The organism is Micromonospora sp. WMMD710, assembly GCF_029626045.1.
Classification (GTDB): domain Bacteria; phylum Actinomycetota; class Actinomycetes; order Mycobacteriales; family Micromonosporaceae; genus Micromonospora.
This window is the reverse complement of the sequence record NZ_JARUBD010000001.1, coordinates 6,617,774-6,633,791: the sequence shown is the minus strand read 5'-3', so window position 1 is coordinate 6,633,791 and position 16,018 is coordinate 6,617,774. Positions and strand designations below refer to the sequence as shown.

The window sequence follows — 16,018 nt, the reverse complement described above, 5'->3', positions numbered from 1 at the left end:
GTGCACTTGCTGTCGTCGACTTGCGGCGAACATCCCGTTTCGTCGGGACAGAAAGTGCACGATCGCGGGAGTCAGCTGGTGGTGGTGGGGTGCAGCAGGGCTTCGACCTCGGCGCGGCGGGGCGGGTCGGCACCCCGCCGGCCGCAGGTCAGCGCCGCCACCGTCGCGGCCTGCCGGAGCACCTCCGCCCACTGCTGCGCGGTCACCGCGGCGAGCCGATCGGCCGGCCGGTCACCGAGCGCGTCGAGATCGGCGAGCGCGGCCAGCAGGCCACCGGTGAACGAGTCGCCGGCGCCGACGGTGTCGACCACCGTGGTACGCACCACGGGTTGCTCGAGCAGCGCACCGTCCGGGGCGAGCAGCCAGGCGCCCTCCCCACCCCGGGTCACCACCGCGCAGGACACCCCGGCCTCCCGCCAACCGGCCAGCACGTCGGACACCGTCCGGTCCGGGTAAAGCCAGGCCAGGTCCTCGTCGCTGGCCTTCACCAGGTGCGCGAGGCCCACCTGCCGTCGTACCCGCGCCTGCTCCGCCGCCCGGTCCGTGACGATGCTCGGACGCAGGTTGAGGTCGATCGAGACGGTGAGCCCGTCGCGACGGTGTTCGCGGGCGAGCAGGCCCTCCAGCACCTGCGCGCCGGGGGCCAGGGCGAGTGCGAGCGACCCGGTGTGCAGGGCGGTCGCCGGTGACCCGGCCAGCTCGGGCAGCTCCTGCGGCGTCCACTGCCAGTCCGCCGTGCCGGCCAGCCGGAACTCGTAGCTGGCCTGGCCGGCGGCGTTCAGGGTGGCCACCGCCACCGACGTGGGCTCGTCGGCGCGTACCGCCCAGGCCAGATCCACCCGGTTGGCGCTCAGGTACTCGGCGAGCTGCCGGCCGTACTCGTCGGTGCCGATCCGCGCCAGCAGGCGCACCGGCTCGTCGAGGCGCGCCAGGGTGACCGCCACGTTCGCCGGGGAGCCACCCGGCACCGCCCGTTGCCCTTCGGCGCTGACCACCAGGTCGATCAGTGCCTCACCCGCGACCACGATCACGCGGTCACCTCGCCCGGGGCGAGCGGGCCGGTGCCGCCGAGACCGTCGGCCGACCGGGACAGCAGCACCGCCTGGTATGCGTGGTAGACGTCCGGTCGGCCGTGCCAGACCGTGTCGGCGGGACGGTTCTGCGGGTCCAGCTCGTGCCGCCATCCGGTGCCGTCGACGAGGTAGCGGCGGGCGTACGCCCAGAACACCCGGTACCAGTCGGCGTAGACGGCGTCGCCGGTACGCCGGTGCAGGGTGACCGCCGCACCGACCGCCTCGGCCAGCACCCAGTGCATCCGGGAGCGGACCACCGGCCGGTCGTCCCAGTCGATCGTGTAGACGAAGCCGTCCGCGCCGTCCACCGCCCAGCCGCGTCGGACGGAGGCCGCGAACAGGGCGCGCGCGTCGTCGAGCAGCCAGCGCGGTGGCTGCGGCAGGACCGCCTCCAGTTCCAGCAGCAGCCGGGCCCATTCCAGCCAGTGCCCGATCGTGGAGCCGTACGGCCGGAACGGGTCGGCGGGCCGGTCCCGGTTGTAGTCGGGCAGCGGCGCCCAGTCGGCGGTGAAGTGCTCGGGCAGCCGCCAGTCGTGGCGTGCGGCCGCACCGTGCACCAGGTGGGTGCCGATCAGCAGGGCCCGGTCGGTCCAGCTGGTGTCCCCGGTGGCGGCGGCAGCGGCGAGGAATGCCTCGACCATGTGCATGCTGCTGTTCGCGCCGCGGTAGTCCTCGGTGACCGTCCAGTCCCGGTTCCACGATTCGCGGACCGCACCGGCGTCGTCGTCCCAGAACCGGTCCCGCACCACGGCCTGCGCGTCGGCGAGCAACCGGTCTGCGCCGGGCCGGCCGGCGCGGGCCGCGCTGGACGCGGCGAGCAGCACGAACGCGTGGTCGTAGCCGGCCTTACGGTCGTTGACGGGCGCGCCCTGCTGGTCCACCGCGCTGAACCACCCGCCGTACCGCTCGTCGCGCAGCAGTGTGCTCAGCGCGGCGATGCCGTGGTCGACCAGGGCGGCGGCGTCCGGGTCGCCGTTGCGGTGGGCGAGGGCGGCCACGTGGGTCATCCGGCAGGTGATCCAGGTGTAGACCGGTTCGCCGCGGTCCGGGGTGCGGTCGTCGGTGAGCCACCAGAAACCGCCCTCGGGCCGGATCGACCGGCCGGCCGTGTCGAGCAGCGTCCGGGTCTGGTCGGCGAGGAACTCGTCGAGGTCGAGCAGGTCGGGTGACCCGGCAGGAGCGGGGGTCGTTGCGGCGTCGGATCGGGGCACGTCGGTCATCTCAGCTGGTCACCGTCGGGAAGGGAAGGGACATACGGCCAGAATCGGCGGACGGACCTGGTCCGCGCCGGAAAACCGTCAACGGGACACCGCGAGTGCCGGAACGATCCGAAAGGATCATGAGTACGTTTTCCTCGCCTTTGTCCGTTGACATCGTTGTCACTGCTCAACCCTGCTCCGGCAGGCGTCCGACTGTCAATTCCACCTGCGTCACACCGCACGGCCGGGCAGCACCGGACGGGACCGGGCCCGCCACGCCCGTCAGTAGTAGTCGTCGATCGGCCGACGCGCCTCGTCGAACAGCGCCGGCCCCTCGTAGCGGACCGGGGGCAGCGGCGGGGTGGCCGGCTTGACCTCCTCGAACTGCTCGCTGGACAGGGCGTACACCACCCGGCCGAGCCCGGACCGGTCGATGGCGGTCGCGCACATCGGGCAGGGCTGACAACTGGTGAACATCGTGGTGCCGGCGGCCACCTCGGGAGGGAGTTCCCGAGCGGCCCAGCGGGCCAGCTTCAGCTCCGGATGCGCGGTGATGTCCGAGTCGGAGACCACCGTGTTGCGGTCCTCGATCAGGACGACACCGTCCGCGCCGACCAGCAACGAGCCGAACGGCCGTTCGCCGGACGCCCCCGCCTCGTTGGCGATCTCCACGGCGCGGCGGAGGAACGTCTCGTCGTCGGGTGTCATCGGACCTCCTGGGATCGGTGGTACGCGGCCACGGCCGCAAGAGTCCGCCAGGCGCGTTCGGGCTGGCGGATCTCGGTCAGGTCGTCGTTGAACGGGTCGAGCACCACCGTCTCCGCGCCGAGCGAACGGATCTGGTCGATGTCGGCGATGATCTGGTCGATGGTGCCGACACCGGCGAGCCGGTCCGGGGCGGTGATCGGCTCAGAGGTCTCGCGCAGCGCGATGCGCGGCACCACCGCGGGCACCGGACGACCCTGCTCGTCCGCGATGATCTTCAATCGGCCGACCGCCTCGGCCAACTGTCCGGGCGCGACCCGCAGCGGATGCCAGGCGTCACCGAGCAGTACCGCGCGGCGCATACCGGCGTCGCTGTTGCCGCCGACCCAGATCGGGATCGCACCGCTGTCGTAGTCCTCGGTGTCCTGCCAGGCCGAACGCATGGCGCGCAGGTATTCGTCGGTCAGCGCGCCGCGCCGCCCGAACGGCACACCAAGCGCCTCGAACTCCTGCCGGGCCCAACCCACGCCCACACCGAGGACGAGCCGGCCGCCGCTGAGACGGTTGAGGTTCGCCGCCATCCGGGCGGTGAGCAGCGGGTGCCGGTACGGGACGATGAGCACCGTGGTGCCCAGCCGGACCCGGCTGGTCACCCCGGCCAGCCAGGACAGCGTGGTAAACGGTTCGTAGAACGGCGCCGGATACTGCTCGGCCACGTCCGGGGTCACCACGATGTGGTCGGAGACCATCAGCAGGTCGAAGCCGAGGCCCTCGACCGTCTGCGCCCACCGTCGCAGCACGTCGGGGTCGGTGCCCGGGGCGAAGTTCGGAACGTTCACGCCAATCCGCACGCTAGCCATTGTGGACTCTCGACGGCGCGTTGGATGGCCCATGATGGGCGGATGGACCTACCCGAGGGCCTCGACTGGGTGAACGCGACACCGTCCGGGCGGGCCTGGCTGGCCGCACTCCCGACCTGGCTGGCGGAGTGCGCCGAGCAGTGGTCGCTGCGACCCGGCCCACCCTTCCGGTACGCGTACGCGTCACTGGCGCTCCCCGCCGACCTGCCGGACGGCACGGCCGCGGTGCTGAAGCTCCAGTACCCGGACGAGGACAGCCGGCACGAGGCCGACGCGCTGGCCCGCTGGGACGGCGACGGGGCGATCCGGCTGCTCGCCCACGACCCCGCGCGCCGTGCCCTGCTGGTGGAGCGCTGCCGACCCAGCACCCCGCTGCACGAGCTGCCCATGGACCGGGCGCTGGACGTGGTGACCGGACTCCTCCCCCGGCTGTGGCGACCCGCCGGCGCACCCTTCACCCCGCTGGCCGATGAGGCCGCCGGCTGGATCGACCGGATGCCCCGGGCCTGGGATCGCGCCGGCCGGCCGTACGAGCGCCGACTGCTCGACGCGGCGCTGGCCCTGCTCACCGATCTGGTGCCGAGCCAGGGTGAGCAGGTGCTCGTCAACCAGGACCTGCACGCCGGCAACGTGCTCGCCGCCGACCGGGAACCCTGGCTGGCGATCGATCCGAAGCCGCTCACCGGTGAGCGGGAGTTCTCCGTCGTGCCGATGGTCCGTGGCCAGGAGCTGGGTCACTCGCCGGCCGCCGTCCGACACCGACTGGACCGGCTCAGCGCGGAACTGGGGCTGGACACCGAGCGGGTCCGGGGCTGGACGATCGGGCACACGCTGGCCTGGAGCATCGCCGATCAGGTCGTCTTCCCGCACCAGATCGAGGTGGCCCGCTGGCTGCTCGACGGGCACTGACCGACACCGTCGCCGATCGTGGTGCCGTCGGCTCAGGCCTGGCAGGTGCGGCACCAGTAGAGGTTGCGGCCGGCCAGCTCGCCGCGGCTGACCTCGGTACCGCAGACGTGGCAGGGCGCGCCGGGGCGGCGGTAGACGTACACCTCTCCGCCGTGGCGGTCCATCCGGGGCGGCCGGCCCATGACCTCCGGCAGGTGCGCGTCGCGGACGGTGTCGATCCGGCCGTGCGCGACGGCGAGGCGCATCAGCGCGGCCAGGTCGGCCCAGAGCACGTCCCAGCCGTCGCGGGTCAGGAGGCGGCCGGGCAACGTCGGCGGCAACCCGGCCCGGAACAGCGCCTCGGTCACGAAGATCAGCCCGGTGCCGGCCACCACCGACTGGTCCAGCAGCAGCGCGGCGAGGGGCGTCGGGCTGCGGGAGATCCGGGCGTACGCCCGCTCGGGATCGGCGTCGGCGCGCAGCGGGTCCGGCCCGAGGCGGGCCCGCAGGGCCGCCACCTCGGGCGGGGCGAGCAGCTCGCAGGCCGTGGGGCCGCGCAGGTCCAGCCAGTGCCGGTCGCTGGCCAACCGCAGCCGCACCTGGCCCACCGGTTCCGGCGGCTCCCCCGACCCGTCGGTGAACGTGCCGTACAGCCCGAGGTGCACGTGCAGGGTCAGCTCGCCGGCGTAGTGGTGCAGCAGGTGCTTGCCGTACGCCTCGGTGCTCTCCAGGACCGTGCCGGAGAGCCGGGCCGCGCCCTCGGCGAAGCGGCCCTGCGGGCTGCTGGCGTGCGGCTTGTCGCCGGCGAACAGGTCGGCGTGGCGGGCCGCCAGGCGGTGGATCGTGTGTCCCTCTGGCACGGGTGCCAAGGATAGCCAGCGGCGCTCGGCCGGATCGGGCGAGCTGTGCGGCGACGTCAGCCCGGGCGCGGCCCCCTGACGCCGGCCACGAACGCGGCCCAGGCGATCAGGGCGCGCGTCGGGAGCCGTACCCGGGATTGGTGTCAGGAAACGCCCAGGTGGGTATTTGGGGGTCGACACCGCGTGGGTGCCACCCTTTCCGTCGGCCACCACGCATTCAACAGGAGGTGTGTAGTGGTCAGGATTCCTTCGCTGTCCCGCCGGTCCGAGCCGGCACCGACGCGGGACGAGAACCTCGACGGCCGCGTGGACGGCCGCGACACCCCGGTCACCAACCGAGACAACACGACGCTGGCCGAGGGCCGGTCCGACGGCGAGGCCGCCGGCCGACCGGTGGTCACCGACCGGGACGCCGACCAGACGACGTACCGCAGCACCGCCGCGACCGGCGACCAGACCAGCGAAGCCGAGCGACGGGCCGCCGAGCGCGCGGCCGTGGCCCGGGCCGCGACCGCCCGGCCGGTGGAGGGCGACGCCCGAGCCGTCGCCACGCCGACCCCGACGCGTGATCGCACCGCCGAGCGGGACGTCGACCTCGACCGGGACCGGGCCACGCGGCCGGCCGACACCACCGACCGGCCGGTCGACCCGACGCCGGAGCGGACCGCACCGGAGCCGCCGGTGACGCGCGGCCCGAAGCCACGGGCCAGCCTGCTCGCCACCCTCGGCCTGATCGTGTCCGTCGCCGGTGCGCTGTTCGTGCTGACCGGCACCCTGGCCGGGTACGGCATCGGGCTCGGCGCGGTCGGCGCGGTGCTGTCGGTGCTCGGCCTGATGGCCACCCGCCGCCGGCACGTCGCCGGCAAGACCGACGCGCTGTTCGGCGTGCTGATCGGTCTGACCGCGGTGGTGCTCGGGGTACTGGCGATGACCGGCCAGTTCGTCTGGCCAACCACCGACGGCGACTGGGTGCAGCGCTTCCGCGAGTGGCTTGACTCACAGTTTGTCGATCGGTTCTAGCGGGCACTGTTCGGCTCGCCGGTGGTCCACCGGCGAAAGACCCGGCGGTTCGCCGGCAGCCCGAACGATCCGGTGGTTCACCGGGGGCAACACCCTTTCAGGGGCGGCGATTCGCCGCCCCTGAAGTGTTTCCGGGGTACGGCGAAGCGCAGACGCAACGAATCGCAACCGACTGTGGCGCAGACGCAACGAATGTTCGGTCTGCGCAACTCTCGATGGTGGATCCTGCCACTGGCGCCGCATAACGTTGAGCAACGGCGCCAGCCCGTGGGCCACGGTGGCCGGGCGCGCCCGACCCCTGGGAGCAGGACAATGACGATGGACGCCACCAGCCAGCGCCTTCTGATGTGCCGGCCGACGTACTTCGCCGTCGACTACGCCATCAACCCCTGGATGGACCCGAGCGCGCCGGTCGACGCCGCGCTGGCCGTCCGCCAGTGGGAGCAGCTGCGCCAGACGTACCGCGACCTGGGCCACACCGTCGAGGAGATCACTCCGGTGCCCGGCCTGCCCGACATGGTGTTCGCCGCCAACGGTGGCACCGTGATCGACGGCAAGGCGATGGCGGTGCAGTTCCGCGACCCGCAGCGCGCCGACGAGGCGCCGGCCTACCGGGCCTGGTTCGAGGCCGCCGGCTTCGAGATGTACGACCCGAAGCACGTCAACGAGGGTGAGGGCGACGTCCTGCTGGCCGGCGACCACCTGCTGGCCGGCACCGGCTTCCGCACGGCGCACGCCTCGCACGCCCAGTTGCAGGAGGTCTTCGGCTACCCGGTGATCACCATGCAGCTGGTCGACCCGCGGTTCTACCACCTGGACACCGCGCTGACCGTGCTCGACGAGCGGACCGTCGCGTACCTGCCGGAGGCGTTCTCCCCCGGCAGCCAGGCCGTACTGCGCCGGCTCTTCCCCGACGCGATCCACGCCACCATGGCCGACGCGGAGGTGCTGGGCCTGAACGCGGTCAGCGACGGCCGGCACGTGGTGCTGCCCGCGCAGGCCACCGACCTGGCCGCCACGCTGCGCGACCGGGGCTACGAGACCATCGGTGTCGACCTGTCCGAGCTGCGTAAGGCCGGCGGCGGACCGAAGTGCTGCACGCTGCGACTCCGTCAGGGAAAGGCAAGCAAGTGATCGTGGATGACATCCTGCGTACGCCGGGAGCGGTCCGGGACGCCGAGCGCTGGACGGCGCACAACTACCACCCGCTGCCGGTGGTGATCTCGTCCGCCGAGGGCGCGTGGCTCACCGACGTGGACGGCCGCCGCTACCTGGACTGCCTGGCCGGCTACTCGGCGCTGAACTTCGGCCATCGGCACCCGCAGCTGATCGCCGCCGCGCACGCCCAACTGGACCGGCTGACCCTGACCAGCCGGGCGTTCATCCACGACCAGTTCGCCGACTTCTGCCGGGAGCTGGCCGAGCTGTGCGGCAAGGACCTGGTGCTGCCGATGAACACCGGCGCCGAGGCGGTGGAGACCGGGATCAAGGTGGCCCGCAAGTGGGGCTACCAGGTCAAGGGTGTGCCCGCCGGGCAGGCCAACATCGTGGTCGCCGAGGGCAACTTCCACGGCCGGACCACCACCATCGTGAGCTTCTCCACCGACGAGGACGCCCGCGCCGACTTCGGGCCGTACACCCCCGGTTTCACGGTCGTGCCGTACGGCGACCTGGAGGCGCTGACCGCCGCGATCGACGAGAACACCGTGGCCGTGCTGCTGGAGCCGATCCAGGGCGAGCAGGGCGTGGTGGTGCCGCCGGAGGGCTACCTGCCGGGCGTACGCGAGGTCTGCACCGAGCGCAACGTGCTGTTCATCGCCGACGAGATCCAGTCCGGCCTGGGGCGTACCGGCGCGACCTTCGCCTGTGACCACGAGGGCGTCGTGCCGGACATGTACCTGCTGGGCAAGGCGCTCGGCGGCGGCATCGTGCCGGTCTCCGCGGTGGCCGCGAACGCCGACGTGCTGGGCGTGCTCAAGCCCGGCCAGCACGGCTCCACCTTCGGCGGCAACCCGCTGGCCTGCGCGGTCGCCATCGAGGTGGTCCGGCTGCTCGCCACCGGCGAGTTCCAGCGCCGCTCGGCCGAGCTTGGCGAGCGGCTGCGGGCCGGCCTGGAAGGGCTGGTCGGCAAGGGCCTGGTGGCGGTACGCGTCCGTGGCCTGTGGGCCGGTCTGGACATCGACCCGGCGTTGATGAGTGGGCGGGAGGCGTGCGAACGACTCGCCGAGCGTGGCGTGCTCGCCAAGGACACCCACGGCTCCACCATCCGGCTCGCCCCGCCGCTGGTCATCACCGAGGAGGAGATCGACCTGGCGGTGGCCCAGCTCGCCGCCGTGCTGGCCGGTTGACGGACCGCGCTGGCCAAGATCTGCGCAACTACCGGGAAGGTGCTGCCTCGGACGGTGTCGAGGCAGCACCTTCCCTGTTCTTGTGCGGATCTTGACGCACCGCACCGCACCGCAGGGGCGCGTCAGGGGCGGGGTAGGCGCATCGCCATCGTCGGGGCCTCGGCCATCACCGACGTGGGGGTGAACGGGGCACCCGTCGGCAGCTCCTCGGCCCGACCGATCTGCACCCCGGGGTACAGCTCCACCATGTCGTTCTCGCCGAGCACCCGGGACTGCTGCGGGGCCAGCGGGATGCGGTCCGACTCGGCCATCGAACCGCCCGGGCGGATGCCGGAGCCGTTGGTGCTCACATCGGTGACGATGACCTCGCCGACCCGCAGCTCGAAGCGGACGTGACCCCGGCTGATCCACCGCCGGGCCTCGTCGTTGAGCCACTGCCCGAGCATGATCCCGCCGTCCTGCTCCGGAGCCCGGCCGGCCACCACCGGCTGCTCGTCGCTGAGCACGAACCGCCGCCGGACCAGCCCGCCGACGCGCACCGCCAGCACCTCCGTACGCGGACGCGGGCCGCCGTCACCGAGGCGTACGCCGTGCCGGGGGCAGGTCGGTGCGCCGTTGCGCAGCGCGGGCGGTGGCTGCGCCGCCGGGCTGCGGTCCGCTCCTCCGGCCAGGTCGGCGAACGCGCCACCCCCGCCACCGCCGCCGAACAGCGCGCAGCCCGACTCCGGGCAGCGCCACTGGCGGGCCAGCAGCTTCACGCCGGTCGGCGAACGCTTGCCGGCCACCGGCGAGTGCCCGCCGCCGACGTGTGCGATGAACACCGGCCCGCCGGCGCCGGGCACCGGGGCGACGACCCGACCGGGCTGCTCGACCAGCCACGGGAACCGGCCGCGCAGCCCGTCGAAGCGGACCCGGCTGAGCACCGGCAGACCGAGCAGGTCGGCCACCTCCAGCATCCGGTCGCCCGGGTTGTCGAGCACCTCGACGAGGCCGTCGTCGGCCCAGCGGCGCACCACCATCCGCTCGTTCGAGGTGAGGTCGGCGTCGGAGAGCAGCGCCCGGTGCACGACCGCGTAGACCTGGACGCTGTCCTCCTCCAGCTCGCGGGAGAGCGCGTCGATGACCATGCCGAGGCGCAGCAGGCTGGCCGGCCGACCGCCGTCGATGTCCTGGTAACGGATGATCTCGGCCAGGTCGACCACGGCCCGAGCCAGCGACGGGTCCGTGCAGACCCGCCCCTCGATGGCGTCCAGAACCTTGCTGATCTCGAATCTCATGCCGCACTCCGGACGATGTCGTCAATCCGCCGGGCCAACTCGAAGTCCCGGTAGGTGACCCCACCGGCCGAGTGCGTGACACAGCGGAAGGTCAGGGTCCGCCACCGGATGTCGATGTCGGGATGGTGGTCAAGCTCCTCGGCCACCGTCGCCACCCGGTCCACCACCGCGATGGCTGCCGGGAAACTGCCGAGCTGGGCCGTACGACCGATGCCGGTCGGGTCGCCCGACCAGTCGGGCAACCGGCCCAGCTCTTCTCGCACCGCGTCCGCGGTGAGCAGGTCTGCCATGAGCAGACCCTACCGGTGGCGCGTACGGCGGGCCGTACGCGCCGCCGAGGTCCGGCTCACCGGACGATCAACGACGATGGGGCGGCATCGTCAGATGCCACCCCAATCAGTCCTCGCAACAGCCGCGCAGCGGCCTTTGGATCAGCCGCGCAGCGGCCGGCCCACCTCGTGCAGGTGGCCGAGTGCCTGCCGGTACGACTCGACCAGCCCGGTCTCCGCGTACGCGATGCCCTGCTCGACGCAGTAGGCGCGGACGATCGGCTGGGCCCGGCGCAGGTTGGCCCGGGGCATGTTCGGGAACAGGTGGTGCTCGATCTGGTAGTTGAGCCCGCCCAGCGCGGTGTCCACCAGCCGGCTGCCGCGCACGTTGCGGGAGGTCAGCACCTGCTTACGCAGGAAGTCCAGCTCGTCCTCGGCGGTCGGCATCGGCATGCCCTTGTGGTTGGGCGCGAACGCGCAGCCCATGTAGAGGCCCCACAGCGCCTGGTGCACGACGGCGAAGAGCAGCGCCTTGACCGGCGACATGACCGCCAGCAGCAGCGCCACGTACCCGACGGTGTGCACGCCGAGCAGCGCCGCCTCGACGGCCCGGTGCCGCATCGGGACGGTGTACCGGCCGTTCTCCCGGCCGATGATCGCCCGAATGCTCGCCACGTGCAGGCTCAGGCCCTCGAGCAGCAGCATCGGGAAGAAGAAGTACGCCTGCCGCCGAGCCATCCACCGGCCGAAGCCCCGGGTCTCGATCGCCTGCTCGGGTGTCCACACCAGGGCGCCCGCGCCGACGTCCGGGTCTTCGTCCTCGTGGTTCGGGTTGGCGTGGTGCCGGTTGTGCTTGTCGACCCACCAGCCGTAGCTGATCCCGACCGCGACGTTGCCGGCGAACAACCCGACCAGCTCGCTCGGGCCGCGCCGACGGAACATCTGGCGGTGCCCGGCGTCGTGCCCGAGGAACGCGACCTGGGTGGTGGCGACCGCCATCACGGCCGCGAGCGGCAGCTGCCACCAGGAGTCACCGATCAGGAGGACGGCGACCCAGCCGGCCACGAAGGCGCCGAGGGTGAGCACGATGCGGGTGACGTACCAGCCGGGGCGCCGCTCCAGCAGGCCCGCCTGGCTGATCCGTCGGGACAACTGTGCGTAGTCACTACCTCGCCGTCGTACCGGCGGTTCTGCCACCGCTCCGAGCGCCATCGCTGCTCCCGTTCCACTTACGCCCGTACCGGGTTGGTTCGGGCCTAATGTCAAGTGTCCGGGCAGCGGTCGCGCTGAGTAACCCTGACAACCCCCGAATGGGGGGTAGGGCGGGCCCTACCCCCCACGACTCAGCCGAGCCTGGTCACGGCGGCCCGCAGCCGGGCCAGGTCGCGTCGGCGCCGCTCGTAGGTGGCGGCCAGCCCGACCAGCGCCAGCCCGCCGAGCGCCAGGTAGATCCATCGGGGCAGCAGGTCCCAACCCCGGATCAGTTCGTGCAGCGCCAGCAGGGTCAGCGCGGCGCCGCCGAGCAGCACGGGAGCCTGCCAGCGGCGGGCCGCTCCGGCCAGCACCACGCTCAACGCCGCCGCACCGAGCAGTAGCCGCCGCCACGGCTGCGGATCCGGCCCGGCCAGCACCGACACCAGGCTCGGCAGCAGCGCCGCGACAAGCCCCGGGCCGAGGGCCGGCCAGCTGGTCAGCCCCGGCCTGGTCCGCAGGGCCAGCAGGCCCGCGCCGAGGGCGAGGGCCGCGGCCGGCAGGGTGTACGCCTCCAGCACCGTCACCCCGCCGGCGGCCAGCAGCACCCACGCCCCGACCAGCTCGCTGCCCGCGGCGATGCCGGCGAACGTCCACCGGCGTCCGGCCGGCTCGCCCCGACGCAGCAGCCGCAACGCCACGGCGACACCCCAGAGCACGCAGACGGTTGCGAGGTGCCGCGCCACCTCGACGGCGAGCACGGCCGCCACCAGCGCCACCGCCTGCGCGGCGGCGTCCAGCACACGTCCGGGTCGGGCCTGCGCCGTCGCCGTCCGGCTGGTCGCGGCGACCGCCCGCGCCGGGCTGGTCGCGGCGGCGACGGCCAGGACCAGCGCGGCCACCGCCAGCAACGGGTACGCCGCCGACCGCAGCGGCTGCCCGGCGGCGAGCGGTGCGGTCACCGCCAGAGCCGATGCGGCGCCCACCGCCGCGAGGTACCCCGCGACCCGCACCTCGACCGTCCGCGCCCCGACCGCGACGATCACCGCCGTCACCAGCAGCACCGCCTCGGCGGCGAGCGTGCCGGCCCGGGTGGCGAACAGCCCCAGCACGCCGGAGGCGACCAGCACCGCCCCCACCGGTACGGCGGTCGGCGCGAGCGCCGGGCGCGGTGCGGCCAGGGCGGCGAGCAGCAGCGCGGCCACACCGGCGAGCAGCACGGCACCCGGGAGCACCGGCCAGGGCACACCGACCGCGACGAGCAGCACCGGCAGTGCCCCGGCGGCGAACGGCAGCGCGGCCAGCACCGGGAGGCGGCTCGGTCGACCCGCCAGGACGGCGGCCACCGCCAGTGCGACCAGTGCCAGCCCGACGGGGTACGCCACCGAGTCGGCGACGACGGTCGGCACCCCCGACCAGAGCCGGCCCCCGCTGCCGTACGGCGACACGAGCGCGGACAGCATCGTCGGCAGGGCCGCCAGCACGGCCACCGCCCCCAGCACTGCACCCGCCACCACCAGCACGCCCGGACGGCCGATCGCCGACGGCCCCCCGACCGCCGGCGATCGGCCCACCACCGACGGCCCCCCAGCCGCCGGCAACCCCCCGACCACCGACGGCCCCCCAGCCGCCGGCAACCCCCCGACCACCGACGGCCCCCCAGCCGCCGGCAACCCCCCGACCACCGACGGCTCCCCGGCCGCCGGTGACCCGTCGACCACCGGCGGCGTTCCGATGTCGGTCGTCGGCCGGTCCCACCGGGCGACGAGCGCGACGCCCGACGCCGCCAGTGCCGCGTACAGCGCGAGGGGCTCGTCGCCCGCCGCGACCAGGGGCGCGAGCCCGGGTACGGTCACCGCGGCCACCCCGCCGGTCACCGCGTACCCGGTCAGCCCGATCCGGTGACGACGCGCCGCGAGGACCGCGACCAGCGGCAGCCCGGCGGCGGCCAGCGCGAGCCGGACCTGCCACCAGGGCGGCGCGCCCGCCGCGAACGACGCCACCGCGGCGATCCCGGGCAGTGCGAGCTGCGCGACGAGAAGCCCCCCGCCGGCCACCCGCCGGTACGGGCCGGCGGCCTGCCGCGCGGCGAGCGCCAGACCGGCCACGGCGATGACGCCGAGCGCCACGAGAGCACCCACCGGATCGGCCAGGGCCACCAGCAGTCCGTGCCCGAGCAGGACGGCGCCGCCCAGCGCGCGGGTGGACAGCACGGCGGGTCGGGTCGCCGGGCGGGCCAGCACGGCGAGCAGCAGCGCGGCCCCGCCGACCAGGTCCACGGCCAGCACGGCCGACCAGGACGCGGTCCAGCCGGCCGGCACCGCGAGCAGCACCGCCACCGCGCCGGCCGTGGCGAGCACCTCCCACGCCCGCCGAGGCACCAGCAGCGCCGTCGCGCCGAGCGCCAGCGCCACGGCGGGTGCCAGCTGCCAGCCCCAGTCCAGGTCCGGACCCGCGTCTGCCCCGCCCCACGGTGGCAGCGACCGGCTGGCGGCGGCGACCGCCAGGACACCGGTGATCAGCGCCGCGATCTGCGCCGTACCAGCGGCGACCAGTAGCGCCCCCACTCGCGGGCCGATCCGCCAGTCGCGGGCACCGGCCGCGCTCGACCCGGCCGCGCTCGACCCGGCCGCGCTCGACCCGGCCGCGCCCGACCCGGCCACGCCCGAGCCGGCCGCGCTCGATCCGGCCATGTCCGAGCCGGCCCCGCCCGGGCCGGCCCCCGCCGGCTCGGCTCGCTTCGGCTCGGCCCCCCGCAATCCGGGTGACGCCGGCAGCAGGCGCACCGCGGCGGCCAGGCCGACGGCCACCACCGCCGCCGCGAGCAGCAGCAGCGCCGGCCGCAGCTCGACCACCGGACGCAGCAGCGCGAGAGCCAGCACCGGCACCAGCAGCCCGGCGGCCACCGTCCGCAGCGTCGCGCCGCCGACCAGCCGGGCCGCGGCGAGCGCGGTCAGGACGACCAGCAGCAGCGGCACCCCGGCCAGCAGCGGTGTGCCCGCGGCGCGGCCGAGCAGCAACGACACGACGGCGCAGCCAGCGGCACCCACGAGCGCCGCGACGTGCCCGGCGCCGGCCACCACCCGACCGACGAGCAGCGCCGTCCCCGGTCGGCCGCGCAGCGCCGCCAACACGGCCAGATCCAGCAGCGCCACCCCGAGCAGGACCAGCGCCCAGCCGTCGGCGTCCGGCCGCGCGTTGGCGGCGAGCAGCGGCAGCACCGGCTGCGCGCCCAGCAACGCGGCGAACCACGGCCCGGTCAGTCCACTGGACCGGCCGTACGCCACGGCGACCGCCGCGCTGACACCCCCGACCAGCGCGGCGTACCGGGTGCCCGGCCAGCCGGCGACTCCGGCCAGGTTCACCGACCAGGCCGCGTACCCGTCGAGCACCACCAGCAGCAGCCCCACCGCGGCGAACGTCTCCGCCGTGCCACGCAACCCCCGGCGGACCGCCAGCAGCGGCACGGTCAGTGCGAGCGCGGTGAACGCCGCCAGGATCAGCGCCCGTCCACCGACCCCGACCGACGCCCAGGCGACCGCCGTGAACACCACCGCCGCGGTGCCCAGCAGGAGTCCACCGAGGACGAAGAGCAGACCCTGGATCGTCCGGGTCGACGTCTCCGCCACCCCTGGAGCCGCCGGAGTCTCCGCCACCCCCGGAGCCGCCGGAGCGGGCACCGGCGCCGGCCCCGCAACGGGCACCGCCACCGCGGCACGGACGAGCGCCGCCAGCTCCGCCCGCCGCCGCGACGTGGCCGCCAGCCGCCCGGCCAGCTCGGTGTACGTCCGGCGGGCCTGCTCCACCTGCGGCTTGAGCTGAGCGACCTCCCGACCCAGCCGGACCACCTCGGCGGCGACCGGGTCGGGTGGGCGGCGGCACCCGGCGCAGCCGGCGTTCAGGTCAGCCGGGGCGCCGCAGGCGGGGCAGGGATAGCGGGTGTCATCCACCCGCACATCATCGGAACCCGTCCCGGGTGCCGCCCAGAGTGCGCGTACTCACGGTCGGGTGTGCTCGTGTACCCAGGTGACGTAGCCGGGGTCACCGCTGTCCACCCTGGACACCAGGATTTCCGGTACCTCGTACGGATGGCTGACCCGGATCTGGTCGACCAACGCGGTGAGCCGGTCCGGTGCGGTCTTGAACTGCACCGACCACTCGGTGCTGGTCTCCACACCGGAGCGCCACCAGTAGGTGCTGTCCACCTGCCCGCCGACCTGGGCGCAGGCGGCGAGCCGCCCGGCGACGGCCGCGGCCGCCAGCACGTCGGCAACCGAACGCGCATCCACCACCGTCGTCACCACGCAGATCTGGTCCACGAGCGCACC

The 16,018-nt window shown here is 74.2% G+C and carries 14 protein-coding genes; 4 read left to right on the top strand and 10 right to left on the bottom strand.

Going from position 1 to position 16,018, the window contains the following annotated elements; translation table 11 throughout:
* Positions 1-71: 71 nt before the first annotated feature.
* The 4 genes from O7620_RS30850 to O7620_RS30835 all read right to left on the bottom strand — a co-directional run bounded on the left by O7620_RS30850 (position 72) and on the right by O7620_RS30835 (position 3,828).
* Complete coding sequence (locus tag O7620_RS30850; protein WP_278126662.1) at positions 72-1,031, bottom strand: carbohydrate kinase; 960 nt, start codon at positions 1,029-1,031, stop codon at positions 72-74.
* The gene (locus tag O7620_RS30845) at positions 1,028-2,293 is read right to left on the bottom strand and encodes an AGE family epimerase/isomerase (RefSeq protein ID WP_347403785.1); all 1,266 of its coding nucleotides are present in this window, start codon (positions 2,291-2,293) and stop codon (positions 1,028-1,030) included. Before O7620_RS30845 ends, O7620_RS30850 begins: the two co-directional genes overlap by 4 nt.
* Before the next feature lie 261 nt (positions 2,294-2,554).
* Complete coding sequence (locus O7620_RS30840; RefSeq protein ID WP_151489260.1) at positions 2,555-2,980, bottom strand: nucleoside deaminase; 426 nt, start codon at positions 2,978-2,980, stop codon at positions 2,555-2,557.
* Positions 2,977-3,828, bottom strand: coding sequence for an LLM class flavin-dependent oxidoreductase (locus O7620_RS30835; RefSeq protein WP_278126660.1), 852 nt, complete (start codon positions 3,826-3,828; stop codon positions 2,977-2,979). The genes O7620_RS30840 and O7620_RS30835 overlap by 4 nt, the downstream gene beginning before the upstream one ends.
* 51 nt (positions 3,829-3,879) lie before the next feature.
* On the opposite strand from O7620_RS30835, the gene O7620_RS30830 reads away from it, so the two are divergent.
* Complete coding sequence (locus O7620_RS30830; RefSeq protein ID WP_278126658.1) at positions 3,880-4,746, top strand: aminoglycoside phosphotransferase family protein; 867 nt, start codon at positions 3,880-3,882, stop codon at positions 4,744-4,746.
* 32 nt (positions 4,747-4,778) lie between these two features.
* Here O7620_RS30830 and O7620_RS30825 read toward each other — a convergent pair whose 3' ends face one another.
* A complete protein-coding gene (locus O7620_RS30825; RefSeq protein ID WP_278126656.1) occupies positions 4,779-5,585 on the bottom strand; it encodes a DNA-formamidopyrimidine glycosylase family protein in 807 nt (268 codons plus the stop codon).
* A 234-nt stretch (positions 5,586-5,819) separates the two neighbouring features.
* On the opposite strand from O7620_RS30825, the gene O7620_RS30820 reads away from it, so the two are divergent.
* The 3 genes from O7620_RS30820 (at position 5,820) to rocD (ending at position 8,953) form a co-directional block, all read left to right on the top strand.
* Positions 5,820-6,605 (top strand): DMT family transporter, encoded by a 786-nt coding sequence (locus O7620_RS30820; protein WP_278126655.1) that lies wholly within the window; start codon positions 5,820-5,822, stop codon positions 6,603-6,605.
* Between the two features lie 318 nt (positions 6,606-6,923).
* Positions 6,924-7,739, top strand: coding sequence for a dimethylargininase (ddaH, locus tag O7620_RS30815; RefSeq protein ID WP_278127224.1), 816 nt, complete (start codon positions 6,924-6,926; stop codon positions 7,737-7,739).
* Positions 7,739-8,953, top strand: a complete 1,215-nt coding sequence (rocD, locus tag O7620_RS30810) for an ornithine--oxo-acid transaminase (RefSeq protein WP_192580206.1) — start codon at positions 7,739-7,741, stop codon at positions 8,951-8,953. Before ddaH ends, rocD begins: the two co-directional genes overlap by 1 nt.
* 122 nt (positions 8,954-9,075) lie before the next feature.
* Here rocD and O7620_RS30805 read toward each other — a convergent pair whose 3' ends face one another.
* From O7620_RS30805 to cutA, 5 genes are all read right to left on the bottom strand, one after another.
* The gene (locus tag O7620_RS30805; protein ID WP_278126653.1) at positions 9,076-10,230 is read right to left on the bottom strand and encodes an FHA domain-containing protein; all 1,155 of its coding nucleotides are present in this window, start codon (positions 10,228-10,230) and stop codon (positions 9,076-9,078) included.
* The gene (locus O7620_RS30800) at positions 10,227-10,520 is read right to left on the bottom strand and encodes a 4a-hydroxytetrahydrobiopterin dehydratase (protein ID WP_151489267.1); all 294 of its coding nucleotides are present in this window, start codon (positions 10,518-10,520) and stop codon (positions 10,227-10,229) included. Before O7620_RS30800 ends, O7620_RS30805 begins: the two co-directional genes overlap by 4 nt.
* Before the next feature lie 141 nt (positions 10,521-10,661).
* Positions 10,662-11,711: an acyl-CoA desaturase gene (locus O7620_RS30795; protein WP_278126651.1), complete on the bottom strand. Its 1,050-nt coding sequence runs from the start codon at positions 11,709-11,711 to the stop codon at positions 10,662-10,664.
* 131 nt (positions 11,712-11,842) lie between these two features.
* A complete protein-coding gene (locus O7620_RS30790; RefSeq protein WP_278126649.1) occupies positions 11,843-15,640 on the bottom strand; it encodes a hypothetical protein in 3,798 nt (1,265 codons plus the stop codon).
* Between the two features lie 48 nt (positions 15,641-15,688).
* Positions 15,689-16,009 (bottom strand): divalent-cation tolerance protein CutA, encoded by a 321-nt coding sequence (gene cutA, locus O7620_RS30785; RefSeq protein ID WP_151492206.1) that lies wholly within the window; start codon positions 16,007-16,009, stop codon positions 15,689-15,691.
* Between the last annotated feature and the right edge of the window lie 9 nt (positions 16,010-16,018).